Origin of the sequence: Polaromonas eurypsychrophila, from assembly GCF_014641715.1 — a bacterium.
GTDB lineage: Bacteria > Pseudomonadota > Gammaproteobacteria > Burkholderiales > Burkholderiaceae_C > Polaromonas > Polaromonas eurypsychrophila.
Genome location: NZ_BMIG01000016.1, coordinates 1 through 26,288 on the forward strand (window position 1 = coordinate 1; position 26,288 = coordinate 26,288).

Consider the following 26,288-nt stretch of genomic DNA (forward strand, 5'->3'; position numbering starts at 1 on the left):
GCTGGCCGTCAACGCGCCGTCTTCTTCCACGCTGCCGCTTTGCACCGCGCTGCTGATCACCGGCGTGTGATTGTTATTTAGAAGCGTGGTAGTAACACTGCTGGCACTACCCACCACCAAGCTCTCGAAATCCCCCCCCACGACCGAAACCACCGTCACAGTGATATTTTCCGCACCCTCGGCAAGAAAATCATCTATCGCTGTGATGTCGAAGCTCGCCGAGCTGCTCCCAATGGCAATCGCAACCGTAACCACGCCCGTGAAGTCACTACCATCTGCAGCAGTGCCACTGTAAGCAAGGTTAACCATCACCGCCGTCATCTGGGCCGGGCTGGTCAGACTCACCGTGTAAGAGGCTGTCCCACCCTCAGTTACCGATTCACTTCCCATCAGACTGAGCGTCGCTGTGTCAACGTCGTCGACCACGATGTTGGCCACCGTGCCGATCGCGGCCACTGCTTCAAAGCTGCCGCCACTGATGCCACCTATCGTCACCGACAGCGCCTCGTTGCCGTTGCCGTACAAGTTATCTGCTCTGACCGTATACAGTGCCGTGGCGCTGCTTTGGCCAACCGGGATCGTGATGGTCTGGCCGTTACTCAGACCTACCACCAGGTCGCTACCAGTCACCGGGGCGCCGACGGTGGCGATGTAGGTGATCGAGCCGCCTTCAGTTATGCTGGCGCCCGCCGTCGCCGAGCTCAGCGTCACGGTAGTGGTAGTCGTAGTCGTAGTAGGAGTGGTTGCAGGCGTGGATACAGGTGAGAGTGTTGACACCAGCTCCAGAAAATCTTTTCTCGATGTGCGCTGAACAACTATCTCATCACCAATATCAGGAACGCCAGCTGTGTTGGTAGAACGTCCGCCGCCAGTAGGCGAATACTCAACGGAATGCCGCTCGAGAGAAGTGTACTCATAGGTCAATGGGGCAAGTGCCTCGGCTATTCGTATTAGCCGAACAAAGCTATTACCATCATCTGGCCTGATATTGTTGCCGCTAACGCTAGACGCAGACCCTACTCCTGAGGATGTTTCCTGCAAAAGCCTGTCAAGGCTACTTCCCTCGCTAATCGCATTGATAATGTTTGTAAGCTCTCCAATCCGCGGCAGAAGAGCGCCACTATTGCCGTCGGGCAATAAGTTATCGAACACCGTCGAATCTAGCGTGACGGTTTCTTTGGAACGAAGAAGAAACTTACCACCTTGATCAAACACCAGTTCCACGCGCCCGCCAGTGGCCGTGACGAGAACCTCGCCTTCAAAGACAGGGTCACCAAACTGGAGTTGACGCTGTACCCCCTCTTTGTTTTGAGCAAAGGCAACGCCTTCAATCACAACTACATTACCGACAACTTTGGTTTCGTTAGCCATTGAAAATCCAGACGGAGTTACCACACTGGCTTCAATGTACCTCGGTTATCCAGTCACAGAAACTGTACTGAGGTACTAGAGCGGCACTCAGCCACGTCCATTGAGTATGAGTGATAGCTGAAGACGGTCCCGAACTTGAAGTTTTTCAAGGATAGCGCCCACATGAGCTTTGACGGTTCGGTCTGTTATACCCAACGCCCGTGCGATTTCCTTGTTGCTGGCGCCTCGAGCAAGCGTTCTGGCGACCTGCTCCTCCCGATCCGTCAGAGTTCTGGACCAAGTTTCGTTCTTCTCTGTCACCCCAGTAGACGGGAGCGCTTGAAGTCGGTTTGTAGCACCAACCAGCCTTTGCATTAATGACTCGCCAATCCAGAGTCCACCTTGAAGTACAACTGCAGCTACCTGAATCAGCATTTGCGCCGCGGCATGCGTGTTGCAATATCCTCTAGCACCAGCAGCGAAGGCTGCGAGAGCCTCTTCATCTGTGGGCCGATCACTCAACACCACGCAAGGAATCTGCCTCAATTTCGGTGCGAGTCGTTCAAGTTGGATCGCCACAGGCAACTCCTGCTCCAAACGCAACCAAATCATATCGGCGTTAACGAGCTTCACGCCCACTTTTACAGTGGGCACTTTTCCAGCCCTCCCCTCCTGAAATGCCTCACTCCAGCGAGGGAGCATACGGCCATGCGGACAGAGAAACAAATGCACAAACTCCTGATTTCTCACTGCTGCCTCGATCTAACGCTCGGTAAAGGCAGCCTGCTTCGCCTTTAAAACAGGTTTTAGGATATACGACAGAATCGATTTTTGCCCAGTAATAATATCTACCTCCGCCACCATTCCGGGGATTATGGGAAGACCCTCGCCCAACTTCGATTTTTCGGTGCGGACACGTACCGTATAAAAGGTGTTACCACGCTCATCCGTTACAGAGTCGGCACCAATGAATTCCAGCTTAGCCTCAAGACCTCCATAAATGGAGAAGTCATACGCAGTAAATTTCACAAGGGCTCGATCCCCGGGGCGCAAGAAGGCAATATCTTTCGGTAAAACTTTTGCCTCCAAAAGCAAATTTTCTTCAAGAGGCACAATCTCAATGATGTCCCTCCCTGGTTGAACCACGCCACCTACGGTATTGACCAAAAGACGCTTCACAGTCCCCCTAACGGGCGACCGCAAAGAAGACTTATCCACCTTGTCAGCAAGCCCAACACCGCCGGCTGAACTAACGTTGAGTTTTGCCAGCGTCTCCGACAACTCTTTACGCGCCTCACTTTGGAAGTTCAAAGTGATTTCTTGAATCTTGCGAGAAGCCTCAACAATAGCCGATTGTGTTTTTGATATTTGGGCGGACGCCATCTCACGCTCCCCCAAGAAACGCCCCGTTTCACGCTCCAACCTCAATAGCTCAACTTCGGATACCGCCCCATCTTTCAACAATGGCTTGGTATATCCCAATTCCCTGGCCGTCAACTCGTACGCACGGGAAGCCTGCTCTCGCTTGGCGCGCATCTCGACAAGCTCTTGCTGGCGTTGGGCTAGCTGCTGCTGAGCAATTGACAACTGTGCATTCAATGTCGAAGTACTGGCCTCATACGCACGCAACTCCTCTTCGACCGTCTTCGGAGCATCAGCAACCGCTTCAGGCGGCGGCACAAAAGGTACGCCTTCGGCAAGGGCCCGCACCCGTGCCGCTCTGGCAAGCAGAGCGAGATACTGAACACGATTTTCCTTAACCGAAGAATCAAAACGTGTGGTGTCGATATTCACCAAAATCTGTCCCGGTTCAACAACTTGCCCTTCCTGAACCAGGATCTCAGAAACCACTCCGCCATCCAAACTTTGCATGATCTGCAGCTGTTTGGACGGAATGACTTTGCCTTCGCCTTTTGTAATTTCGTCGATTTCGGACAGCCCCGCCCACAAAATCGCCAGAACAAGAACAATGCCAAGACTATTGACAAGCAAACGAGCGCGCAATGGCTCTTGGTCCAATATGGCGCGGTCTGCGTCCCCACTAAAGCCTGCGTCCATCCGTCCTTCGTCTTGACGCCACAGCGCGATTGTGCGGTCCAGGCGAGGCTGCAAAGCTAGCCTGATTGCCTCCAAAATCGCAACTAGAGGTCGGGCCCAAGTTATCCAGCGAGGCTTCATGAAGCTTTTCCAATGCGCCCAGCCTTCAGCGCTTCGATAACCTGCTCATAGGGTCCATCCGCAACAATTCGACCCTCGTCAATAACAATAATCCGGTCCGCCAAATCCAGCAGCGTATTTCGGTGTGTTACCACAATCATCGTCTTATGCTTTGCGTAGCTACGCAACCGCTCTTTAAACTGCGCTTCGGAGGAAAAATCCATGGCCCCCGTCGGTTCATCCAGCAATAGAACTGGCGGCTCAAGCAAAGCCGCCCTGGCAATAGCTACCCCCTGACGCTGCCCCCCAGACAAAGATTCTCCACGCTCTCCGATAATCATGTCAAAGCCTTGAGGGTGGCGATTCGCAAACTCAATCAAACCACCGACTTCAGCAGCTGCGAGAATAGCACCGTCGCCTGCATAAGGCGCCGCAATAGCAATGTTGTCGCGCAACGTCCCATAGAAAAGCATAGCGTCTTGCTCAACATAACCTACATTGCGGCGCAAGTCAGCGGGATCTAGCTGCCTAAGGTCAATCCCGTCCATGGTGATTGCACCCTCAGTCGGGGTATAAAGTCCGAGTATCAGCCTTTGCAAAGTAGTTTTTCCCGAACCAACCCGACCGATTACAACCACATTTTCACCAGGCTTGATTCTGAAGGAGACGCCCCTCAATGCCTCCTGCGTACGCCCCGGATAACTAAAGTGCACATTGTCAAATACAATTTCTCCCGCCAAATCCGGCCGGTGCACGAAATTTATTTCACCAGAACGCTCTCCGGGTTTTTTCATAGTGTCCTCCAGCGAGGACAATGCCGTTCTAGCATTCTGATATTGCATCAGCAGCGCCACGATTTGCCCCAAAGGCGCCATGGCTCGACCAGACAGCATGGTGGCAGCCACCAGCCCCCCCATGGTCAACATACCTGCGTGAATCAAATAAACGCCTGCAACGATGATCGTAATATTGACCAGTTGCTGGAGGGTTGAAACACCATTGATCACCGAGGAGGACAACAAGCGTAGTTGTGCGCTAACCCGAGCCAAAAAAGAAGCAGTGTCTTCAAGCTTAGACTGCATCTGACTTTCTGCACCGTGGGCCTTGATGGCCTCCATGGCCGTGAGCGTCTCCACGAGAGTTGCGTTTCGCATCGCAGCGGCTCTGAAAGTGGTTTCTGACAGCTCGTGCATCTTGTGCTGGACGATGTAGCTGTAAATAACCACCAAAATAACCCCGATAAGCGGAGGGATCACAAGAGGCCAAGAAATCCAGCCGAGCACAAAGAAAAAGAGAAGACCAAATGGCAGATCCACAACTGCAGTAACCGTAGCTGATGCGATGAAGTCTCGCACTGACTCAAAAGAGCGCAGGGTAGCAGCATACGAGCCGACAGAGGCAGGTCGCTCTGATAGCCGCATTCCCAGTACCCGCTCCATGATTAGAGTAGAAAGCTTGAGATCAATGCGCGAACCAGCCAAATCAACGAAGTATCCTCGCATTACGCGTAGGAAATAATCAATCACGAGCACGAGCAACAACCCGAATGCCAGCATCCAAAGGGTCTCTACCGCGAAGTTAGGTACTACGCGGTCATAAATATTCATCGAAAACAGCGGGACCGCGAGCGCGAACAGATTTATTAGCAGCGCTGCGGCCAGAATGTCCCGATAAAGCGGAAGCTGATCGCGAAAAGCGCCCCAGAACCAGTGACGCTGAGAAGTGCTAGAGAGTTCGGGCGTCCGCTGGTCGAATCGAAAATTCGGTCGCGAAAATATCGCAATACCTGCATACCGGCCAAGCAACTCTTCTCGCTGAAGCACCACCACACCTTGACCCGCCTCAGGGAAAAGTAGATTTGCCGCCCCCCCCTTTTCATCCCATCCCAATAAAAGGCACGCGCCATCTCCCTCCAAAAGAAGAACCACCGGCAACAAGGCCGCATCTATTTTTTCAAGCGGTCGCCGTAATATTTTGCAGGACAAACCAGCACGCGCGGCGGCCCGCGCAAACAAAGTTGGCGGCAGTCCTGACTTAGGTAGCGGAAGGCCAGCGGATAAAGCGGCTCGGGTGCTGGGACGGCCGTGTATGCGGGTCAACTCTACCAAGCAATCAAGCAACGGGTCGTGATGAAGTAAGTCCTCACGCAAGCCTTGAGCCAAATGACTTGCTTCACTTTTGGCACTTGCTTGAAACGGAACGTTCATGTCACCCATTGTTATTGATCTTAAGATTGGCTAGCCTAAAATTAGAAGCCCCTTAGACGCGTAATTAATTGTAATTTAATCAAGCACTTGCCACAATATTTTCAAGCCAAGTATCTGGATTTATCGCTTTTCCACAACTCTAACGATCGTCTGATTAAAAAGCCTGGGCTGCTGCCGGTTTGATAGACACCTTGTTAAGGTGGAAAATGAAACGGGATGTGGAAGATGGTTACCAGAAGGAAATTCAGCAGGGAGTTCAAGCTTGAGGCTGTGAGGATGGTCAGGGAGCGCGGGGTGGCGCTGACGCAGGCTGCACGCGACCTTGATGTTTACGAGAACGTCCTGCGCAAATGGGTGCGAGAAGCGGCGGTTGACCCGCAGCATGCATTCTCTGGATTGGGCGTGATGAAGCCGAGACGGCAGAACTGGAGCGTTTGCGCAAAGAAAACGGCAAGCTGAGGATTGAGCGTGACCTGCTGGAAAAAGCGGCGGCCTACTTCGCGCGGCTGGGCAGGCCGCGCAGTCAACGCAGCGTCTATGACGAAGCTTTGGGCAGCCAGGTGGGCCAGAGCTTCCTGGTTAGTGACCGTACCTACGGCGCACGCCGAGTCTGGCACGACATCCTGGCGTTGGGTCAGCGATGCGGACTGCACCGCATTAAACGGCGCATGCGCGAGCAGGCGCTTCGGGCGCGGCTCCAGATTCCGGGGCTTACCCAAGGACCACGGGCAGCGAAGTGCGATTGCAGACAACGTGCTGGACCGCCAGTTCCAGGCTGATGCACCGAACCAGAAGTGGGTGGCTGACTTCACTTACATCTGGACGGCTGAGGGTTGGCTCTATACGGCTGCGGTGCTGGACCTGTACTCGCGGCGAATCGTGGGCTGGTCAATGCAGGAGAGCATAACTTCGCAATTGGTGGCCGATGCGCTGATGATGGCCGTCTGGCGTCGGGGCAAGCCGGTAGCGCTACTGCATCACTCAGACCAGGGCAGCCAGTACACCAGCGAGCACTTCCAGCAGTTGCTCAAGGAGCAAGGCATTACCTGCAGCATGAGCCGTGCGGGAGAAGTCTGGGACAACTCAGCGATGGAGAGTTTCTTCAGCTCATTGAAGACGGAGCGCACAGCCCGAAAGGTGTACCGCACCAGGGAGCAGGCCCGAGCAGATGTCTTTGACTACATCGAGCGGTTCTACAACCCGACGCGCAGGCATTCGACGCTGGACTACGTCAGTCCGATAAACTTTGAGAAAGCTCAAGAAGCTTAAGTCGGTGTCCACGGAACCGGCAGCAGCCCACACTGTACATAATCCCAAATGATCTGATGCAGTCAAAACTCAAACAGAAATTTTTACCAAAATGTAAAACGCCCACATGAAGTGGGCGCCTTGCTGCCGGCTAGTCCGACAGGAATTGGTTGCGCGGGCAAGATTTGAACTTACGACCTTTGGGTTATGAGCCCAACGAGCTACCAGGCTGCTCCACCGCGCGATAATCTTTATTGTACTCTATTCTGCTTTCGCAGTGTCGGTATTTGTGGCTTCAACTATTTCTGGTCGGTCCACTAACTCAACCAGAGCCATGGGCGCGTTATCGCCGACGCGAAATCCCATTTTCAGAATGCGTGTGTATCCACCAGGACGGGCTTTGTAGCGAGGGCCGAGCTCGGCGAACAGTTTCACAACCATGTCCCGATCACGCAGACGATCAAACGCAAGTCGCTTGTTCGCGAGGGTAGGTTCTTTGGCCAAAGTGATCATCGGCTCCACTACCCTGCGCAGCTCTTTTGCCTTGGGAAGCGTTGTCTTGATCACTTCATGTTGAATCAAAGAATTCATCATGTTGCGAAGCATGGCCAGCCTATGAGAGCTGGTCCGGTTAAGTTTACGAAGTCCGTGTCCGTGGCGCATGGTGCATTCCTTTCATTTATATTTCGGCCAGCCGTATCAGGAACTGCCCGTGCACTGCACCTCTCTTAGTGAGAGGCTATGTTTAATTAACGCTTGTCAAGTCCTGCTGGTGGCCAGCTTTCCAAGCGCATACCAAGGGTCAGGCCGCGAGATGCCAGCACTTCCTTGATCTCATTCAACGATTTTCGGCCCAAGTTCGGCGTTTTAAGAAGCTCGTTCTCTGTGCGCTGAATCAGATCGCCAATGTAGTAAATGTTTTCAGCTTTCAAACAGTTGGCCGAACGCACCGTTAGTTCCAACTCGTCAACAGGACGAAGCAAGATCGGATCAAACTGCTGCGAACTGCGTTGAACCGGCGCATCAAATGCCGCAAGTTCGTTACCTTCAAGCTGCGCAAATACCGCTAGTTGCTCCACCAGGATCTTCGCCGATGCACGGACAGCGTCTTCAGCAGTTACCGCGCCGTTCGTTTCGATCTCTAACACTAGCTTGTCCAAGTCAGTCCGCTGCTCGACGCGGGCACTTTCGACGGTATAACTCACACGCTTGACGGGAGAAAAAGAGGCATCAAGGACAATTCGGCCAATCGATTTGGTCGATTCATCACCATAGCGGCGCATGGTGCCTGGGACATACCCACGGCCATTTTCCACCTTGATCTGCATATCGATCTTGCCGCCATGCGATAAATTGACGATAACGTGCTCAGGATTGATGATTTCCACGTCATGCGGCGTCTGAATGTCAGCCGCCGTAACTGGACCTTCGCCATCTTTACGCAGGCTCAGCGTGACCTCGTCACGATTGTGGAGTTTAAAAACTACACCCTTCAAGTTCAGGAGAATATTGACAACGTCCTCCTGGACACCGTCGATAGACGAGTATTCGTGCAGAACGCCTGCAATGGTGACTTCCGTGGCCGCATGTCCAACCATTGACGACAGCAGGACACGACGCAAGGCATTACCAAGCGTATGGCCATAGCCCCGCTCGAACGGTTCCAATGTCACCTTGGCGCGATTTGCAGCAAGTTGCTCGACGTTGATGGTTTTTGGTTTAAGTAAATTTGTTTGCATGCATTCTTCCTCTCAATACCCTCGGCTCGTTACACCGATAAGGCCGGGTAAAGCGACCCTGCGATTACAGTGCCCCGTAAACGCAGGAACGAAAATTAACGTGAATAGAGTTCGACGATCAACGACTCATTGACGTCGGCAGCAAATTCGTCGCGATCAGGCACTTTCTTGAAAATGCCTTCGCCCTTGTCAATGCTGACGTCAACCCATGCCGGCAAACCGACTTGTTGAGCCAACTGCAGCGCTTCCGTCACGCGAGTTTGCTTCTTGGACTTGTCACGCACCGCAATTACATCACCCGTCTTGACCATGTAAGAAGGAATGTTGACAGAGCCGCCGTTGACGGTAATGGCCTTGTGCGACACCAGCTGGCGCGCCTCTGCGCGCGTGGAGCCAAAGCCCATGCGGTACACGACGTTATCAAGCCGTGATTCAAGAATGAACAGCAGGTTGGCACCGGTATTGCCCTTGCGCCGATCAGCCTCTTCGAAATACCGGCGGAACTGTTTTTCAAGAACGCCATACATACGCTTAACTTTTTGCTTCTCGCGCAACTGCAAGCCAAAGTCCGAGGTACGCGTACCAGACGTACGGCCGTGTTGGCCAGGCTTGGAGTCAAATTTTGCCTTGTCACCGATCGCGCGTCGAGCGCTCTTCAAGAAAAGGTCGGTACCTTCACGGCGGGATAATTTGGCCTTGGGGCCGAGATAACGTGCCACTTGAATTCCTTATGTCATCTGCTGCAATAGCTTGCAGGAGCCTTCGGCGTAAACCTAACGGCGGTGGGCTTTAATAAAAATGTTTCAGGACCTGGAATGGGCAAATACCCTCCAGCTCCAACAACTCAACTTAAATACGGCGACGCTTCTGAGGGCGGCAACCGTTGTGGGGAACTGGCGTCACGTCGGCAATTGAATTGATCCGGATGCCGAGAGCTGCAAGCGCCCTTACAGAAGATTCGCGTCCAGGACCGGGGCCTTTGATTTCAACATCAAGATTCTTGATGCCTTGTTCAATAGCAGCGCGACCAGCAACTTCTGAAGCAACCTGCGCTGCAAAAGGCGTCGATTTACGCGAACCTTTAAAACCCTGACCACCAGAAGAAGCCCAAGACAATGCATTGCCCTGGCGATCAGTGATTGTGATGATGGTGTTGTTGAAAGACGCGTGAACGTGAGCGACGCCGTCGGCAACATTCTTGCGTACTTTCTTGCGAACGCGTTGTGCTGCGTTACTGCTGGGGGCTTTTGCCATAACTACCTCTTACTCAATTATTTCTTCAAAGACGCGGCGGCCTTACGCGGACCTTTGCGGGTACGTGCGTTGGTACGCGTGCGCTGACCGCGCATGGGCAAGCCACGACGGTGACGGAAGCCGCGATAGCAGCCGATATCCATCAGGCGCTTGATATTCATCGTGGTTTCACGACGCAAGTCACCTTCGATGGTGAATTGCGCGATCTGATCGCGAATTTTCTCAAGATCACCGTCTGAGAGGTCTTTGACCTTCTTGGAATACGCAATATCACATGCCTCGCAAATCTTGCGGGCACGAGTGCGGCCGATGCCGAAAATAGCAGTCAAGCCGATTTCGGCGTGCTGCTGCGGCGGAATATTGATACCAGCTATACGAGCCATGTGCGTCCTCTAAAACTCTTGAAAATCAGCCTTGGCGCTGTTTGTGACGTGGATCCGCGCAGATCACGCGTACAACGCCCTTGCGACGGATGATTTTACAGTTGCGGCAAATTTTCTTAACCGAAGCTGAAACTCTCATTTATTTCTCCTGAACTTATGAACTGCGCTTATTTGGCGCGAAACACGATACGTGCCCGCGACAAATCGTAGGGCGTTAACTCAACCGTCACCTTGTCACCAGGAAGAATGCGAATGTAGTGCATGCGCATTTTTCCTGAGATATGACCCAAAACCACATAACCATTTTCCAGCTTCACGCGAAATGTCGCGTTGGGCAGATTCTCCACGACCTCCCCTTGCATCTGGATGACATCGTCTTTCGACATCGCTCAACCACCAGGTGAGGTCTTAAAATTTGCTTTCTTCAACAGCGATTCATACTGTTGCGACATCATGTAGTTCTGCACTTGTGCCATGAAATCCATGGTCACAACCACAATAATAAGTAAGGAAGTACCGCCGAAATAGAACGGCACGTTGTACTTCAAAATCAAAAACTCCGGTAACAGACACACAAAGGTGATGTAAATAGCACCAGCCAGCGTCAACCGCACCAAGATCTTGTCTATGTAGCGCGCTGTCTGGTCACCCGGGCGAATACCAGGAATAAATGCGCCGCTTTTCTTCAGGTTGTCCGCCGTTTCACGGCTGTTGAAAACCAGCGCCGTATAAAAAAAACAGAAAAACACGATGGCCACGGTGTACAGCAACACATAAATAGGTTGCCCCGGCGTCAACGTCCCCGCAATATCCTTCAACCAGCGCATGCCCTCACCAGCACTGAACCAGCCGACAACAGTCGCGGGCAACAAAATGATCGACGACGCGAAAATCGGAGGAATCACGCCGGCCATGTTGAGCTTCAGGGGAAGGTGGGAAGACTGCCCGCCATACACCTTGTTGCCAACTTGCCGCCTGGCGTAATTGACCAGAATCTTTCGCTGACCGCGCTCCACAAACACCACAAAATAAGTTACCAGAGCGACCACAATCACAATCACGATCGCAACCAGAATGCTCATGGCACCGGTACGAACCAACTCAAGCAAACCGCCCAGTGCACTCGGCAAACCTGCTGCAATACCCGCGAAGATAATGATTGAAATTCCGTTGCCCAGACCACGCTCAGTGATCTGTTCGCCAAGCCACATCAGGAACATGGTTCCAGCCGTCAGGCTTACCACCGCAGTCATCCGGAAACCAAAGCCCGGCGCCAGCACCAGGCCCGGCGAGCTTTCCAGTGCAATCGCAATGCCCATGGACTGGAACAGCGCAAGACCCAGTGTCCCGTAACGCGTGTACTGGGTAATCTTCCTGCGGCCAGCCTCGCCTTCCTTTTTCATCTGCTCGAATGTCGGCACGACATAAGTGAGCAGTTGCATGATGATCGACGCCGAAATATACGGCATGATTCCCAGAGCAAACACCGTGAACCGGGACAAAGCACCACCGGAAAACATATTGAACAAGCTCAATATGCCGCCCTGCTGGCCTTGAAAAAGTTGCTGTAACTGGGAGGGATCAATGCCCGGCACTGGAATATGAGCGCCCACACGATAAACCACCAGCGCTAGCAGCAAGAATACAAGCCTGTTGCGCAGATCACCGAACTTGCCGGTCTTTGCAATTTGTGCGGAGCTGGTCGCCACTGATCTTTATCCGTCTGAATTTAAGCGAGCGTGCCGCCAGCGGCTTCAATCGCGGTTTTTGCACCCGCGGTCGCGCCAATACCATTGAGCTTGACAGCCTTGGTCAGAACGCCCGACTTGATGACTTTGACATTTTTCGCGATTTGACCAACCAAACCAGCAGCCTTAAGCGCAAGCAGATCAACTTCAGCCAAGCCAAGCTTCTCAAGAGCAGCGAGAGTCACCTCAGCATTGAATTTAAGCGACTGCGATTTGAAGCCGCGCTTTGGTAAGCGGCGCTGCAGAGGCATCTGACCACCCTCAAAACCCACTTTGTGGTAACCACCAGCACGGGACTTTTGACCCTTGTGGCCACGGCCAGCGGTTTTACCCAGGCCCGAACCGATGCCACGGCCAACGCGGCGCTTGGCATGTTTTGCGCCTTCGGCAGGCTTGATTCCGTTTAATTCCATCATAAGCTCCGCTTACAGCACCTTCACCAGGTAGCTGATCTTGTTGATCATGCCGCGCACCGCAGGTGTGTCCTGAAGTTCGCTCTTGCTGTTGATACCGCGAAGGCCCAGGCCACGCACGGTGGCGCGGTGGGACTCCTTGGTGCCAATCGGGCTGCGAACCAGGGTCACAGTGAGTTTTTTCTCTGTCGTCATTGGGTACCGCCTTAGCCGAAGATCTCTTCGACTGATTTGCCACGCTTGGCCGCGATGTCCGAGGCGGTCGTGGAGTTATTCAGCGCGTCCATCGTTGCACGCACCATGTTGTAGGGATTGCTGGAGCCATGGCTTTTCGCCACGATATCAGTGATGCCCATCACTTCAAACACTGCACGCATCGGGCCGCCGGCAATGATGCCGGTACCCTTGGCTGCAGGCATCATCATGACGCTGGCTGCACCCCAGTGACCGAACACGTTGTGATGAATCGTGCCGTTTTTGAGCGACACCTTGGTCATGTTGCGGCGAGCCTCTTCCATAGCCTTCTGCACAGCTGCCGGCACTTCTTTCGACTTGCCTTTGCCCATGCCGACGCGGCCATCGCCGTCACCCACAACCGTCAATGCAGCGAAGCCGAGGATACGGCCGCCTTTGACGACTTTGGTCACGCGGTTAACCGCGATCATTTTTTCCTTCAGACCATCGTCTGGAGCGTCATTATTCGATTTTGCTTGAAACTTAGCCATACTTAATTCCAGTCTGCTTAGAACTGCAAGCCAGCTTCGCGGGCAGCCTCAGCCAGCGCTTTGACGCGGCCGTGGTACGCAAAACCAGCGCGGTCAAACGCTACTTTTTCCACACCTGCCGCTTTTGCCTTTTCGGCAATACGCTTGCCAATGGCCTGCGCAGCAGCTACGTTCGCCCCCTTGCCTGAGGCACCGAGCTCCTTGCGGACTTCGGCTTCCGCAGTTGAAGCGGATGCGAGGATTTTGGCGCCATCGCCAGAAATAACACTGGCGTAAATATGCAAATTGGTCCGGTTGACGGTCAGACGGGCAACACCTTGCGTGGCAATGCGAATGCGGGTCTGGCGTGAACGACGAAGGCGCTGCTCTTTTTTGGTCAACATGATGCAGCTCCTTATTTCTTCTTGGTTTCTTTGATCGTGATCTTCTCATCCGAATAACGGATGCCCTTGCCCTTGTATGGCTCGGGAGGACGAACAGCACGAACCTCGGCAGCTATCTGGCCTACACGCTGACGATCCGAACCCTTGATCACCACTTCAGTGGGGGTCGGCGTCGTCGCAGTGATGCCAGCAGGCATATCCATGATGACGGGGTGCGAATAGCCCACAGTCAGGTTCAGTTTGGCGCCCTGCGCCTGGGCTTTGTAACCCACACCCACCAGACTCAGCTTCTTCTCGAAACCCTTGGTGACCCCGGTAACCATGTTGTTCACGAGTTGGCGCATCGTGCCGCTCATGGCATTGGCCTCACGAGAATCATTGGCCGGAACAAACGTCAATTTGCCCGCATCATTTTTGATCGTCACCAGTGCGTTTTGCGTCAGCGCCAGGGTGCCGAGGCTTCCCTTGACATTGATCTGGTCATCTTTCATCGCCACATCGACACCCTGAGGCACGACGACTGGCATTTTTCCTACACGAGACATTTCAGTTACTCCTCAATGTCGCCGTTAAGCCACATAGCAAAGCACTTCACCACCGGTACCGGTAGCGCGCGCCTTGCGATCTGTCATCACACCCTTGGGGGTAGTGACGATGGCGACACCCAAGCCATTCATGACTTGGGGGATCGCGCCGTGGCCTTTGTAGACGCGAAGGCCAGGGCGGCTGACGCGCTCGATGCGCTCAATCACGGGCTTGCCTGCGTAATACTTCAGGGCGATTTCCAACTGGGGCTTGCCGTCGTCAGTCTTGACGGAGAAGCCATCAATGTAGCCCTCATCCTTCAACACCTGCGCGATGGCGACTTTGACTTTTGACGATGGCACCACCACAACGGCTTTTTCAACCATTTGTGCATTGCGGATGCGCGTCAGCATGTCGGCAATAGGATCACTCATGCTCATTTGTAGTTCTCCTATGCTTACCAGCTTGCCTTGGTGATACCAGGGATATCACCAGCAAAAGCCAACTCACGGATCTTGGCGCGAGCCAGGCCGAATTGACGGAATGTGCCACGCGGACGACCCGTGATCGCACAGCGGTTGCGCTGGCGGGTCGGGTTCGCATTGCGGGGCAACTTTTGCAACTCCAGACGGGCCAGTTGACGCTCTTCATCGGAGCGCTTGGCATCGTTGGACGTTGCTTTGAGTTCTGCGTACTTCTTGGCGAACTTTGCGGCGAGTTTTTCGCGCTTCAATTCACGTTGCAATAAAGCCTGTTTTGCCATACCCGCCTCAGTTCTTGAACGGAAAACGGAAGCCGGTGAGGAGCGCCTTGCACTCTTCATCGGTCTTAGCCGTGGTGGTGATGCTGATATTGAGACCGCGCAAGGCATCCACCTTGTCGTATTCAATTTCAGGGAAAATGATCTGCTCTTTCACGCCGATGTTGTAGTTGCCACGACCATCAAACGCGCGGCCCGAAATGCCGCGGAAGTCACGAACGCGCGGCAGGGCCACGGTCACGAAACGGTCCAGGAACTCATACATCTGCACACCGCGCAGGGTCACCATGCAGCCGATAGGCAGATCTTCGCGGATCTTGAATCCGGCGATAGCCTTCTTGGCCTTGGTGACCACAGGCTTCTGACCCGCAATCTTGGTCATGTCGCCAACAGCGTTGTCCATGACCTTCTTGTCAGCAACAGCCTCGCTCACACCCATATTGAGCGTGATCTTGGTGATGCGGGGAACCTGCATCGGCGACTTGTAGCCGAATTTTTCAATCAGCGCTGGTGCGATTTTTTCGCGGAACTGGGCCTGCAGGCGAGCCTGAGCAGGAGCAGCTTGTGTAGGTGCGGTCTTTGCCATGTCTATGCAACCTTGATTTCGTCGCCACTGGATTTGAAGACGCGCACTTTTTTGCCGTCAGCCAGAAGCTTGATGCCAACACGATCAGCCTTGCCAGTTGCGGCATTGAAGATGGCCACGTTGGACTGGTGAATCGGCATACTTTTTTCAACAATGCCACCGGTGGCGCCCTTGAGGGGATTTGGCTTGGTGTGTTTTTTCACCAGATTGATACCCTCAACCAGCACGTAGCTATCATCCTTGCGGAGCGAGATTGTGCCGCGCTTGCCTTTGTCTCGGCCGGCGATCACGATGATTTCGTCGCCTTTGCGAATCTTGTTCATGGCGTGTCCTTACAGAACTTCAGGAGCCAGGGACACGATCTTCATGAACTTCTCAGTGCGCAGTTCGCGCGTGACTGGTCCGAAGATGCGGGTGCCGATGGGCTCCAGCTTGGCGTTAAGCAACACGGCTGCGTTGCCATCGAATTTGACAAGGGAGCCATCACCGCGGCGAATGCCTTTGGCGGTGCGAACAACCACAGCGCTGTAAACCTCGCCTTTTTTGACGCGGCCACGCGGAGCGGCTTCTTTAATAGTCACCTTGATGACATCACCAACGCTGGCGTACCGGCGCTTGGATCCGCCCAGCACCTTGATGCACATCACGGATTTGGCACCCGTGTTGTCAGCAACATCGAGTTTGGATTGCGTTTGAATCATTTAAATTAGTCCCAACTTGCACCGGCGCCTTTTCCCTTGCAGGAAGACTTGCCAGTCAGTCTTGGGCCCGTCGTCCACATCGCAAACCACTTGCAATGCTTCCGTTAGGCAGAATTCTTAGCTTTTTATAGCGAAGCCCTCGATTATCCGAAAAATTCGCACCCTTGTCAACACATGCCACCACCCAATTCTATGCACACCGTGGAAATTTTCCAACTCTCGGACAATTTCGGCCCTCAGCCCAGTCCACACATAGGGGGAACGCTATTAATTCATGAGCATCATGGGGAAACATTCGGCCCGGCTGAGCGCCAAGCGGCCGTCCGGCATCAGGCCGGCAGGGTCAGATATTGGTCAGCGAGGACCAAAAACTCCTGCAGGCGGGGGTGCGCCTGGCCCTCCTGCTCGAGCAGGCCGGCCACCTCTGCCGCCAAAGATTTGGCAAGCGCCGCGTCGAGAAACAGCAGGCGTGACCGTCGCGCCAGCACATCCTCGACAGTCCTGGCGTATTCGTGACGTGCAGCAAACCGCACCATGGCCTCAGTCAAACCGCCGCCAAGAACGCGGTCTGCGCCCGCCAGGGCCTGAACGCTCCCGGCGTCGCTGCCATACAGGTGCAAGCCAGGGGAGTCGCTAATCCGGTGGCCGGACGATTGAGCACCCACCAGCCGAAGATCGTCTGTCACACCGCCCGGCCGTTTGGCCAGCAAGTCTCTGGCGAAACAGTGGTCCAACACATCCTCGGCCATGGCGCGATAAGTTGTCCATTTGCCGCCGGTCACGGTGACCAGGCCGCTTTTGCTGACCAATACCGTGTGTTCCCGCGACAACGCCTGAGTGCGGTCGCCGTCATCTTCTGGCGGCTTGACGAGAGGCCGAAGTCCCACCCAGATACTTTTGATATCGGCCGGGCCTGGCGCCTTGCTGAGGTAGCGCCCCGCCTCTCCCAGAATGAAGTCCACCTCTTCCCGGAAAGCCAGGGGCTCGCGTGCCAGATCATTGCGCGGCGTGTCGGTAGTACCAAGAATCGTCTTGCCCAGCCAGGGCACTGCGAACAACACCCGACCGTCAGCCGTTTTCGGAACCAGCAAGGCATGATCCGTTGGCAGAAACGAACGATCCACCACAATGTGCACGCCCTGGCTGGGCGCCACCATGGGCCTGGTCTCACGACCGATAGCCTGGCCGTCCAGCACGCGCAATTCGTCGACCCACACGCCAGCCGCATTCACAATGCATTTCGCTCGCAACGTAAGTGTCTGCCCACTTTCTTGATCTGCGACACATAAACCCACCAACTTGCCAGCCTCATGGACAAGCCCGGTGGCTGCGCAGTAATTGACCAGCAAGGCGCCCGCGCGCGCCGCGCTGCGCGCCAGCGCCAGCGCCAGCCGCGCGTCGTCGAACTGACCATCCCAATATTTGACGCCCCCCTTCAAACCGGCCTGCTGGGCGGTTGGAAGATCGCGCAGGGTTTCGGCGCGGGTCAGGAATTGAGTGGCGCCCAGGCCAGCCTTGCCGGCCAGCGCGTCGTACATCTTCAGCCCAACGCCATAAAAAGGTGCCTCCCAGAACTTGTAGGAAGGCATCACAAAAGGCAGGGGTTGCGCCAGATGCGGCGCATTTGCCAGCAGCCGGGTGCGCTCATGCAAGGCTTCACGAACCAGCGAAATATTGCCCTGCGCCAGATACCGAACACCGCCGTGCACCAGTTTTGTGGCGCGCGAGGAGGTGCCCTTGGCAAAGTCATGTGATTCGACCAGGACCACGGAAAACCCGCGTGCCGCCGCGTCCAGTGCCACACCGAGGCCGGTGGCACCTCCGCCAATGATGGCGATATCGTAGGTGTGGGGCGCCTTGAGGCGTTCTATCAGGTCTGCGCGCTGCGTCGGCAACGCGGGGAATTCAACAGTCATGAGCCCCATTGTCCGTCTCCAAGGAAACCCCTGAGCAGGTTTCGCCTCTTGGCTTCATTGTTGGCGGGTGCGTGCAAACGTCGTTCACACGCACCCTCACTGGACTCGACCCGCTTTAATAGACACCCGAAGCGAAGGATAGTTAATGAACTGCTGGCACACCATGGCCACGTTGCGCTGGTGTATCGGCATGCCAGTCACGTCGGCACCATCGACACACACCCGGCCCATGCTGGGCACATCGAGCCCGGCCATGATGCGCATCAGGCTGGTTTTGCCGGCTTGCGTGGCGCCCAGCAATACCGTGACCTCCCCGGTCTGCGGCGCCAGGTCCATGTTGTAAAGCCATGTCTCTGCGCCCACTTTTTTGCTGACACCCTCCAGTAAAAGCTGCATCACGCACCTTTCATATCAGGGCCTTCAGGCGCGTCGTTCAAACGGAAAGCTGCATTCAAGATGAATTTCTGGAGGTTCGTATTCTTTCTATTCTTATTTTTTTAAGCGCGTTTTGAATAAATAGCTTCCCTTATTTGTTTCTTTTTGTTTCGATATAAAGTCGTTTTACTCTGAAGCAAAATAACGTGTGAACTCGAACCCCCGGCAACTCAAACTTCTTGATGTGGTCCGCACGCGCGGCTCCGTCACGGTCAAAGAACTGGCCGACACCCTCGCAGTGACGCTGCAAACGGTGCGCCGCGATATCCAGCGCCTCTCCGAAGCTGGCCTGCTGGCGCGTTTCCACGGCGGCGTGCGTGCGCCGAGCTCCACGATTGAAAACCTGGCGCATCGGCAGCGCGAAAGCCTCAACGCTGACGGCAAGGCGCGGATTGCGCGCGCCGTCGCCGCCGAAGTGCCTGACAACTGTTCGCTGATCCTCAATATCGGCACCACCACCGAGGCCATCGCGCGGGCATTGCTGCACCACAAGGGCCTGCGCGTCATCACCAACAACCTCAACGTCGCGGCCATCCTGAGCAGCAATTCCAACTGCGAAGTGATCGTGGCCGGCGCCGTGGTGCGCTCGCGTGACCGCGGTATCGTCGGCGAAGCAGCGGTCGACTTTATCCGCCAGTTCCGTGTGGACATCGCACTGATCGGCATCTCAGGCATTGAAGCCGATGGATCGCTGCGTGACTTTGACTACCGCGAAGTCAAAGTGGCGCAGACCATCATCTCTCACGCGCGCGAGGTCTGGCTGGCCGCGGACAGCAGCAAGTTCAACCGTCCCGCGATGGTCGAACTGGCCACCCTCTCACAAATCAACCGGCTGTTCACTGACCAGCCACCGCCCGAGCCGTTTCCGGCATTGCTGGCCGACGCCGGCGTTAGCTGTCATATTGCCTCTAACTGAGTATCCGCCATGACCTACCTGCTCGCCCTGGACCAGGGCACCTCCAGCTCGCGCAGCATCGTATTTGACGAGCGCGGCCACATCGTGGCCCTGGCGCAGCAGGAACTGCCGCAGATTTACCCCCGACCCGGCTGGGTCGAGCATGACCCGATGGAAATCTGGCGCACGCAGTTGGCGACTGCGCGCGAGGCTTTGGCCAAAGCCAATCTCAAGGCTGGTGACATCCGCGCGCTGGGCATCACCAACCAGCGCGAAACCACGGTGGTCTGGAACCGCAAGACCGGTCAACCGATTCACCACGCCATCGTCTGGCAGGACCGCCGCGCCGAAGCCACCTGCGCGCAATTGCGCGAAGACGGCAAGGCCGGCTTGATCCAGTCAAAAACCGGTCTGCTGATCGACGCCTATTTTTCAGGAACCAAGCTCAAATGGCTGCTGGACAATGTGCCGCAGGCTAGGGCCCAGGCCGAGCGCGGCGAGCTCGCCTTCGGCACGGTGGACAGCTGGCTGATGTGGCAGCTCACCGGCGGCAAGCTGCATGCCACCGACGTCACCAATGCCTCGCGCACCATGCTGTTCAATGTGCGAAGCAACCGCTGGGACGACGAGTTGCTTGCGCTGCTGGACATCCCGGCCTCGCTGATGCCCGAGGTGCGGCCGTCCAGCGCGCACTATGGCGAGGTGCTGCCCGATCTGCTGGGCACGGCCATCCCGATTGCCGGCGTGGCTGGCGACCAGCAAAGCGCGCTGTTCGGCCAAGCCTGCTTCAAGGAGGGCATGGCCAAAAACACCTACGGCACCGGCTGCTTCATGCTGATGCACACCGGCAACAAATTTCAAACCTCGCACAACGGCCTGTTGACGACCAGCGCGGCGCAGATAACGCTACAGACGGAATATGCCTTCGAGGGCAGCGTGTTTGTCGGCGGCGCGGTGGTGCAGTGGCTGCGCGACGGCCTGCATGCGATCAAGGGCAGCGGCGAAGTACAGGCGCTGGCCGAAAGCGTGCCTGACTCCGGCGGTGTCATGGTGGTGCCGGCCTTCACCGGGCTGGGCGCACCTTACTGGAAACCAGAGGCCCGTGGCACCATCACCGGCTTGAGCCGCGGCACCACGCTGGCGCACATCGCGCGGGCATCGCTCGAAAGCATTGCCTACCAAAGCGCGGCTCTGCTGCAAGCCATGAGCCGCGACGCGGTCGCCGCTGGCGCCGCACCCGTGGCCGAACTGCGCGTCGACGGCGGCGCCTGCGTCAACGATTTGCTGATGCAGTTCCAGGCCGACCTGCTGGGCATTCCGGTGCTGCGGCCCGCCGTGACGGAAACCACTGCGCTGGGCGCGGCCTACCTCGCCGGCCTTTCCAGCGGCGTCTACCAAAATACAGAGCAGTTGTCTGCCCTGTGGCGCAGCGAGCGCCGCTTTCTGCCGACGCTGGACGCCAGCCGCGCAGCCGAACGGATGGCGCGCTGGGAACATGCGGTGCGACAGACAGTGGCGCCTTAAGAGCCTGTCGGGTTCCTAACCAAAAATCAGCCGTCCCGTGACTTGTCACACGGCGCCCTTGCTCGGCCGCTAGACTCGCGCCATGCCCCGTCATCCCGAGCCACGCACGCACGCCTCCGGCTGGACTCGGCGCCAGTCGCTGCGCTACATCACAGCAGGCGCCATGGGTCTGGTCGGCTTGCCGCGCGCCCACCCGGCGCCAGCTTCACCGTCCCCACCACGCACCCGCTTGCGGCTGATCGGCGAGGCGCGTTTGCCACACCGGTTTCAATTTCAGGGAAGCACCGTCGGCGGCTTGTCGGGCATTGATTACGACGACGCCAGCGGCCTGTTTTACCTGCTCAGCGACGACGGTTCGTCTATCAACCCGGCGCGTTTTTACACCGCGAATATCGCCATGGAAACCCGTCATCTCGGGGAACCCGAACTCCGAAGCGTGACTTTTTTGCGCCAGGCCGATGGCAGCACTTACCCGGCTGCGCTGCGGGGCATCGACGTGCCCGATCCGGAGGCCATGCGTTGGCGCGCGGCCAGCCAGAGCCTGTTCTGGACCAGCGAGGGCCATGTGTTGACGGGTGCCGCACCAGCGCTGCGAGAAAGCCGTGCCGACGGGACGCTGGTGCGCGAATTTGCGCTGCCGCCGATGTTTGACTTTCAATTGAACCAGGGGCCGCGCATCAACCGCACACTGGAAGGCCTGGCTCTGAGCCCCGACGGCAAGCGTGCTTGGATTGCCATGGAAGCGGCCTTGCGCCAGGACGGCCCGGTCCCGACGGTGCAGGCCGACGGCGGGCCTTGCCGGTTCACCGAAATCGATCTGTCCAGCGGCAACATCCTGCGGCAAATTGCCTATGTTCCCGATGCCGTTCCGGGCGCGCCGGTGCCGCCCGCCACCCAGGCCGACAACGGCGTGACCGAGATCCTGATGCTAGATGCACAGCGCATGCTGGTGCTTGAGCGGGCCTATATGGCCGGACATGGGCCCACCACCGGCAATTCGCTGCGCCTGTACCTGATTGACACGCGGCTTGGCTCGGACACCCTGGGCCTGCCAACGCTGCGGCCGGATATTTACCAGCCGGTGGCCAAAGTACTGCTGGCCGACTTTTCGGCGTTCACAGGCGCAGGCGCCGGACCCCGGCTTGATCGCCTCGACAATACGGAAGGCATGTGCTGGGGGCCACGGCTTGCCAACGGCGCCCGCAGCCTGCATGTCATAAGCGACGACAATTTCAGTTCGCGGCAAATCACGCAATGGCTGGCCTTTGAATTTTTTGACTGAGTACCATGACTTCACCACTGCGCACAGAAACAACAGCCTATGGCATCGCCTTCATAGGCGGCGGCAACATGGCCAGCGCCATCATTGGCGGCCTGCGTAAGCAAGGCATGCCCGCCAGCCAGATTCAGATCGTCGAACCGTGGGCTGAGCAGCGCGCCAAACTCGACGCGGAATTCGGCATCACGGCACAGGCAGAACCCGGCGCCACACTGTCCTCGGCTGGCCTGGTGGTGTGGGCCGTCAAGCCCCAGACCTTCAGGCAGGCCGCGCTGCAGGCTGGGCCACACACCGGTCACGCGCTGCACCTGAGCGTGGCGGCCGGTATCCGCTCGGGCAGCATCGCCGGATGGCTGGGCACTGAACGCATCGTGCGCGCCATGCCCAACACCCCGGCGCTGGTTGGCAAGGGCATGACTGCCCTCTTCGCCCGCCCGGCGGTCACGGCAGCGGACCAGCTGGCGGTCGAGCGTGTGATCCAGACCACCGGCGAGTACCTGTGGCTGGCGCAGGAAGAAGCGCTTGATGCCGTGACCGCCCTGTCGGGATCGGGTCCGGCCTATGTGTTTTATTTCATCGAGGCCATGGTGCAGGCAGGCACCGAGATGGGCCTGAGCCGCGCGCAGGCGCACCAGCTGGCGGTCGAAACTTTTGTCGGCGCGTCGGCGCTAGCAAAAGCATCGAGCGAGCCCCTCGAAACCCTGCGTGAGCGCGTGACGTCCAAAGGCGGCACCACCTACGCCGCGCTGACCGCCATGGAACAGGCCGGCATGAAACAGCACTTCAAACACGCCATGCACGCAGCCCGGCAGCGCGCTGCGAAGCTTGGCGATGAGTTTGGTGCTGACTGAGATTTATGAATGAAAAGTGGCCTCAGCCCATATTCAGCGGGCGTGACCAGCTATATTTTTTGTAGCAAAACTGCTTGACGCGTGTTTGAATCTAGCTGCGACCCAGCGCATACGACAGCGCAATGCCTGCAAACACGGTGAAGCCCAGCCAGTGATTCAGGCGAAAGGCCCTGAAACAATCGGCGCGGCCACGTTTGCGGATCAGCCAGACATGCCAGAAAGCTTGTCCGAGCGCGATGGTAATCGCTATGAAATAAATAGCGGTTTGCGCAATATCCATAAGGGCTACAGCCCAAATAGACAGGTAAACCAGGTAACTGGCCAACACCGCCGCCACATCGAAGCGGCCCAGCGTGATAGCCGAGGTTTTCATGCCAATTCTCACGTCATCGTCACGGTCCACCATGGCGTATTCGGTGTCGTAGGCAATCACCCAGAACAGGTTGCCCAGCAGCAGCAGCCCCGCCAGCGCCGGCACCCGCGACTGGACGGCGGCAAAGGCCATCGGGATGCCAAAGCTGAAAGCCACGCCAAGCACCGCTTGCGGCATCGCCACAAAACGCTTGGCATAAGGGTAAATAAGGGCCACGGCCAGCGCCGCGAAAGACCAGGCGATGGTGGTAATGTTGGTCGTGAGCACCAGGCCGAAGGCCATCAGCGCCAGCACGGCACCCAGCAGCAGCGCCTCCCCGACCGGCACCGCGCCGCGCGTGACCGGCCGCTGCGCCGTGCGTTTGACGTGGCGGTCGAAATCCCTGTCGGCAACGTCGTTGAGGCAGCATCCGGCACTGCGCATCAAGATGGTTCCCAAGGTGAACACCCCGATCAGGTGCCAGCCTGGAAAGCCATGCGATGCCACCCACAACGCCGACAGCGTGGGCCACAACAGCAGCAACCAGCCGGCCGGACGGTCCCAGCGTATCAGTTCGAGGTAGAGGCGAAGGCGGCTTGACACCCGGCGATGTTAATCGCTGCGGGGCTTATTCTTCCAGCAAGGAGCGCAGCATCCACGCCGTCTGCTCATGCACAGTCAGGCGCTGGGTCAGCAGGTCGGCGGTGGGCTCGTCGCTGGCTTTGTCTGCCAATGGGAAGAGTTCGCGCGCGGTGCGGGCAACAGCTTCGTGGCCCTTGACCAGGATGCGCACCATCTCCAGCGCCTGCGGTGGCTTGACCGGCACATCTGGCAGCGAGGTCAGGCGGCCGAACTCGGCGTAAGAGCCGGGCGCGTGATAACCGAGCGAACGGATGCGTTCAGCCACCGGGTCCACCGCATTCCACAACTCGGTGTACTGGGTCATGAACATCACGTGCAGCGTGTTGAACATCGGGCCAGTCACATTCCAGTGGAAATTGTGCGTGGTCAGGTAGAGCGTATAGGTATCAGCCAGCAGGCGGCTCAGTCCCTGCGTGATGGCGGCACGGTCTTTTTCACTGATCCCGATGTTGATGGGCGGTGCGCCGGTGCGGCTCACGGGCGAAGCTTTTTTGGGAGCAGATTTGGCCATGGAAAATTCCTTTAAGTGACTTCAGGTTTTACTCTAAGCAATCAGGGGGCACGATGCAACAGTCAAACTGTATCGCCTTGATAGACATCACGAAACACCGGAACAGGCAGGTGTTCAGGACAGACGCGACACGCCCGGCAGTTCGCAGGCATAAATCGCGTTGCGCAAGGCCGCGATGGCCTCATAACGCGTGAAGCTGCGGCGCCAGGCCAGCACCACGCGCCGTGTTGGCACATGGCCTTCAAAGGGCAGGTACTTGATATAGGAGGGCAACTCCGGGACTTGCTTGCTTTTGGACTTTGGCGGAGGTTTTGTGGGTGTGGCGGGTAAAAAGGCGTCTTTGGGCACACTCAGACGCGGCACCAGCGTCACCCCCATGCCGGCAGCCACCATGTGTTTGATGGTCTCCAGCGACGAGCCTTCAAAACTCTTGCGTATGCCTTCGGCATTGCTGGAAAAACGTGCAAACTCCGGACAGACCTCCAGCACATGGTCGCGAAAACAATGGCCGGTGCCCAGCAACAGCATGGTCTCTTTTTTCAGCTCGTCCGCGGTGATGCTGGTGCGCGCCGCCAGCGCATGGTTGCTCGGCACGGCCGCCATGAAGGGCTCGTCGTACAGCGGTGCAATCGCAAGGTTGGTGTCCGGAAACGGCTCAGCCAGGATCGCGCAGTCAATCTCGCCGGTACGCAGCTCTTCAAGCAGCTTGACAGTGAGATTTTCCTGAAGCATCAGCGGCATCTGCGGTGTGAGCGCAATCGCCTGGCGCACCAGATCGGGCAACAAATAAGGGCCGATAGTGTGGATCACGCCCAGGCGCAAGGCGCCAGCCAGCGGGTCCTTGCCGCGCTTGGCGATCTCGCGGATGCTGTCGGCCTGCTCCAGCACGCTCTGCGCCTGCCGCACGATCTCCTCGCCCAGCGGTGTCACCGTGATTTCGTTTGCGTTGCGCTCGAACAGCTTGACCTGCAGCTCTTCCTCAAGCTTCTTGATCGCCACGCTGAGCGTCGGTTGCGACACATGGCAAGCCTCTGCGCCCTTGCCGAAGTGTTTTTCCCGGGCGACGGCCACGATGTATTTGAGTTCGGTCAGCGTCATGGACCTATTGTCAGGCTTTTCCCTGAGATGGCGCCAGCGCGAGCCGCTGCCGCCCTGCCTATTCGAGCTTTTTATCCTCGCTTTTGGCTTCAGCCATGGCCTCGGGTTCAAGTTTTTCAGCGGAGGTATTGAGCCGGATAAAAACACCCCAGCCCGCCAGCAGAACGCCCACGGAGACCAGGAAAGCCGCCACGCTGGCGAGCTGGGAAGGGTCGTCGTGAAGCGCCTTGAAGGTGGCGACCAGCCCCTCCACGGCGAGCGCAATGACGATCACCACCAGAAAACGCGACAGGTAGCGGCGCACGCGCGTGGGCGCACTGACCTGTACTTCGCGAATCACCTCTTCCTCGACAATCGTTTGCGCAATCTGCAACGCCACCACCGCCACAGCGATCAGGCCAATCGCCTCAATGATCCCCTGTGCGGCCGCGGCATTAAGACCGCCAGCCAGCGCTTCCCAGCCGGTGCGTGCTGCGATGACCACGATCAGCAGGGATGCGACGGCAAAAAGAACAGCGATCAGCGCGTGGATGGAAGCAAACAGGCGCAGGAGTATTTTCATCAGGAGATAGTAGCAGCGCAGCATGGCCGCCGCCAACCTGAAAC

At 56.8% G+C, this 26,288-nt stretch carries 31 protein-coding genes, 1 tRNA gene and 2 pseudogenes; 5 read left to right on the forward strand and 29 right to left on the reverse strand.

The window, feature by feature from the left end:
* From IEX16_RS17165 to IEX16_RS17180, 4 genes are all read right to left on the reverse strand, one after another.
* Positions 1-1,371, reverse strand: a 1,371-nt coding sequence (locus IEX16_RS17165; RefSeq protein ID WP_188709710.1) for a retention module-containing protein, incomplete at its 3' end; no start/stop codon positions are given.
* A gap of 87 nt (positions 1,372-1,458) precedes the next feature.
* A complete protein-coding gene (locus tag IEX16_RS17170; RefSeq protein WP_188709711.1) occupies positions 1,459-1,983 on the reverse strand; it encodes a response regulator transcription factor in 525 nt (174 codons plus the stop codon).
* A gap of 129 nt (positions 1,984-2,112) precedes the next feature.
* The gene (locus IEX16_RS17175) at positions 2,113-3,528 is read right to left on the reverse strand and encodes an HlyD family type I secretion periplasmic adaptor subunit (RefSeq protein ID WP_188709712.1); all 1,416 of its coding nucleotides are present in this window, start codon (positions 3,526-3,528) and stop codon (positions 2,113-2,115) included.
* On the reverse strand, positions 3,525-5,714 hold the full coding sequence (locus IEX16_RS17180) for a type I secretion system permease/ATPase (protein WP_188709713.1): 2,190 nt from the start codon (positions 5,712-5,714) through the stop codon (positions 3,525-3,527). The genes IEX16_RS17175 and IEX16_RS17180 overlap by 4 nt, the downstream gene beginning before the upstream one ends.
* 225 nt (positions 5,715-5,939) lie before the next feature.
* On the opposite strand from IEX16_RS17180, the pseudogene IEX16_RS17185 reads away from it, so the two are divergent.
* A pseudogene (locus IEX16_RS17185) lies at positions 5,940-6,983 on the forward strand (IS3 family transposase).
* A 146-nt stretch (positions 6,984-7,129) separates the two neighbouring features.
* Here the strand turns inward: IEX16_RS17185 and IEX16_RS17190 are convergent.
* The 21 genes and pseudogenes from IEX16_RS17190 to IEX16_RS17290 all read right to left on the reverse strand — a co-directional run.
* Positions 7,130-7,206, reverse strand: a tRNA-Met gene (locus IEX16_RS17190).
* 17 nt (positions 7,207-7,223) lie between these two features.
* Positions 7,224-7,625 carry a 50S ribosomal protein L17 gene (gene rplQ / locus IEX16_RS17195; RefSeq protein WP_188709714.1) on the reverse strand — a complete coding sequence of 134 codons (402 nt, stop codon included), beginning with the start codon at positions 7,623-7,625 and terminating at the stop codon, positions 7,224-7,226.
* A gap of 86 nt (positions 7,626-7,711) precedes the next feature.
* Positions 7,712-8,701 carry a DNA-directed RNA polymerase subunit alpha gene (locus tag IEX16_RS17200; protein WP_077592473.1) on the reverse strand — a complete coding sequence of 330 codons (990 nt, stop codon included), beginning with the start codon at positions 8,699-8,701 and terminating at the stop codon, positions 7,712-7,714.
* Between the two features lie 95 nt (positions 8,702-8,796).
* On the reverse strand, positions 8,797-9,420 hold the full coding sequence (rpsD, locus tag IEX16_RS17205; protein ID WP_188709715.1) for a 30S ribosomal protein S4: 624 nt from the start codon (positions 9,418-9,420) through the stop codon (positions 8,797-8,799).
* A 130-nt stretch (positions 9,421-9,550) separates the two neighbouring features.
* Complete coding sequence (gene rpsK, locus IEX16_RS17210; protein ID WP_077592475.1) at positions 9,551-9,955, reverse strand: 30S ribosomal protein S11; 405 nt, start codon at positions 9,953-9,955, stop codon at positions 9,551-9,553.
* 17 nt (positions 9,956-9,972) lie between these two features.
* Positions 9,973-10,338, reverse strand: a complete 366-nt coding sequence (rpsM, locus tag IEX16_RS17215) for a 30S ribosomal protein S13 (protein WP_188709716.1) — start codon at positions 10,336-10,338, stop codon at positions 9,973-9,975.
* A 25-nt stretch (positions 10,339-10,363) separates the two neighbouring features.
* Entirely contained in the window at positions 10,364-10,477 is a 114-nt protein-coding gene (rpmJ, locus tag IEX16_RS17220; protein ID WP_188709717.1) for a 50S ribosomal protein L36, read from the reverse strand.
* Positions 10,478-10,505: 28 nt separating this feature from the next.
* Positions 10,506-10,724, reverse strand: a complete 219-nt coding sequence (gene infA / locus IEX16_RS17225; protein WP_188709718.1) for a translation initiation factor IF-1 — start codon at positions 10,722-10,724, stop codon at positions 10,506-10,508.
* A gap of 3 nt (positions 10,725-10,727) precedes the next feature.
* Positions 10,728-12,047 (reverse strand): preprotein translocase subunit SecY, encoded by a 1,320-nt coding sequence (gene secY / locus IEX16_RS17230; protein WP_188709719.1) that lies wholly within the window; start codon positions 12,045-12,047, stop codon positions 10,728-10,730.
* Positions 12,048-12,067: 20 nt separating this feature from the next.
* A complete protein-coding gene (rplO, locus tag IEX16_RS17235) occupies positions 12,068-12,499 on the reverse strand; it encodes a 50S ribosomal protein L15 (protein WP_188709720.1) in 432 nt (143 codons plus the stop codon).
* 12 nt (positions 12,500-12,511) lie between these two features.
* Positions 12,512-12,694, reverse strand: coding sequence for a 50S ribosomal protein L30 (rpmD, locus tag IEX16_RS17240; protein WP_077592479.1), 183 nt, complete (start codon positions 12,692-12,694; stop codon positions 12,512-12,514).
* Positions 12,695-12,705: 11 nt separating this feature from the next.
* Positions 12,706-13,224, reverse strand: coding sequence for a 30S ribosomal protein S5 (rpsE, locus tag IEX16_RS17245; RefSeq protein WP_188709721.1), 519 nt, complete (start codon positions 13,222-13,224; stop codon positions 12,706-12,708).
* Between the two features lie 17 nt (positions 13,225-13,241).
* Entirely contained in the window at positions 13,242-13,607 is a 366-nt protein-coding gene (gene rplR, locus IEX16_RS17250; protein ID WP_188709722.1) for a 50S ribosomal protein L18, read from the reverse strand.
* An 11-nt stretch (positions 13,608-13,618) separates the two neighbouring features.
* Positions 13,619-14,152 (reverse strand): 50S ribosomal protein L6, encoded by a 534-nt coding sequence (gene rplF / locus IEX16_RS17255; RefSeq protein ID WP_188709723.1) that lies wholly within the window; start codon positions 14,150-14,152, stop codon positions 13,619-13,621.
* A 24-nt stretch (positions 14,153-14,176) separates the two neighbouring features.
* Positions 14,177-14,572 (reverse strand): 30S ribosomal protein S8, encoded by a 396-nt coding sequence (rpsH, locus tag IEX16_RS17260; protein WP_188709724.1) that lies wholly within the window; start codon positions 14,570-14,572, stop codon positions 14,177-14,179.
* A 17-nt stretch (positions 14,573-14,589) separates the two neighbouring features.
* Positions 14,590-14,895, reverse strand: a complete 306-nt coding sequence (rpsN, locus tag IEX16_RS17265) for a 30S ribosomal protein S14 (protein WP_188709725.1) — start codon at positions 14,893-14,895, stop codon at positions 14,590-14,592.
* Between the two features lie 7 nt (positions 14,896-14,902).
* Positions 14,903-15,478 (reverse strand): 50S ribosomal protein L5, encoded by a 576-nt coding sequence (gene rplE / locus IEX16_RS17270; RefSeq protein WP_188709726.1) that lies wholly within the window; start codon positions 15,476-15,478, stop codon positions 14,903-14,905.
* Between the two features lie 2 nt (positions 15,479-15,480).
* Positions 15,481-15,801 (reverse strand): 50S ribosomal protein L24, encoded by a 321-nt coding sequence (rplX, locus tag IEX16_RS17275; protein ID WP_188709727.1) that lies wholly within the window; start codon positions 15,799-15,801, stop codon positions 15,481-15,483.
* A 9-nt stretch (positions 15,802-15,810) separates the two neighbouring features.
* Positions 15,811-16,179 carry a 50S ribosomal protein L14 gene (gene rplN / locus IEX16_RS17280; protein ID WP_188709728.1) on the reverse strand — a complete coding sequence of 123 codons (369 nt, stop codon included), beginning with the start codon at positions 16,177-16,179 and terminating at the stop codon, positions 15,811-15,813.
* A gap of 329 nt (positions 16,180-16,508) precedes the next feature.
* Entirely contained in the window at positions 16,509-18,095 is a 1,587-nt protein-coding gene (locus IEX16_RS17285; protein ID WP_188709729.1) for a glycerol-3-phosphate dehydrogenase/oxidase, read from the reverse strand.
* Positions 18,096-18,215: 120 nt separating this feature from the next.
* A pseudogene (locus IEX16_RS17290) lies at positions 18,216-18,491 on the reverse strand (ATP-binding cassette domain-containing protein); the annotation flags it as partial.
* A gap of 187 nt (positions 18,492-18,678) precedes the next feature.
* On the opposite strand from IEX16_RS17290, the gene IEX16_RS17295 reads away from it, so the two are divergent.
* The 4 genes from IEX16_RS17295 to proC all read left to right on the forward strand — a co-directional run bounded on the left by IEX16_RS17295 (position 18,679) and on the right by proC (position 23,079).
* Positions 18,679-19,446 carry a DeoR/GlpR family DNA-binding transcription regulator gene (locus IEX16_RS17295; protein WP_188709730.1) on the forward strand — a complete coding sequence of 256 codons (768 nt, stop codon included), beginning with the start codon at positions 18,679-18,681 and terminating at the stop codon, positions 19,444-19,446.
* 9 nt (positions 19,447-19,455) lie between these two features.
* Positions 19,456-20,949 (forward strand): glycerol kinase GlpK, encoded by a 1,494-nt coding sequence (gene glpK, locus IEX16_RS17300; protein ID WP_188709731.1) that lies wholly within the window; start codon positions 19,456-19,458, stop codon positions 20,947-20,949.
* Between the two features lie 82 nt (positions 20,950-21,031).
* Positions 21,032-22,231: an esterase-like activity of phytase family protein gene (locus IEX16_RS17305; RefSeq protein WP_229676408.1), complete on the forward strand. Its 1,200-nt coding sequence runs from the start codon at positions 21,032-21,034 to the stop codon at positions 22,229-22,231.
* 5 nt (positions 22,232-22,236) lie between these two features.
* Positions 22,237-23,079 (forward strand): pyrroline-5-carboxylate reductase, encoded by an 843-nt coding sequence (gene proC, locus IEX16_RS17310; RefSeq protein WP_188709732.1) that lies wholly within the window; start codon positions 22,237-22,239, stop codon positions 23,077-23,079.
* 91 nt (positions 23,080-23,170) lie between these two features.
* Here proC and ubiA read toward each other — a convergent pair whose 3' ends face one another.
* From ubiA to IEX16_RS17330, 4 genes are all read right to left on the reverse strand, one after another.
* Positions 23,171-24,034 carry a 4-hydroxybenzoate octaprenyltransferase gene (gene ubiA / locus IEX16_RS17315; protein ID WP_188709733.1) on the reverse strand — a complete coding sequence of 288 codons (864 nt, stop codon included), beginning with the start codon at positions 24,032-24,034 and terminating at the stop codon, positions 23,171-23,173.
* A 25-nt stretch (positions 24,035-24,059) separates the two neighbouring features.
* Positions 24,060-24,584: a Dps family protein gene (locus tag IEX16_RS17320; RefSeq protein WP_188709734.1), complete on the reverse strand. Its 525-nt coding sequence runs from the start codon at positions 24,582-24,584 to the stop codon at positions 24,060-24,062.
* A gap of 114 nt (positions 24,585-24,698) precedes the next feature.
* Entirely contained in the window at positions 24,699-25,682 is a 984-nt protein-coding gene (locus tag IEX16_RS17325; RefSeq protein WP_188709735.1) for a LysR substrate-binding domain-containing protein, read from the reverse strand.
* 58 nt (positions 25,683-25,740) lie between these two features.
* Positions 25,741-26,244: a hypothetical protein gene (locus IEX16_RS17330; RefSeq protein ID WP_188709736.1), complete on the reverse strand. Its 504-nt coding sequence runs from the start codon at positions 26,242-26,244 to the stop codon at positions 25,741-25,743.
* Positions 26,245-26,288 lie beyond the last annotated feature (44 nt).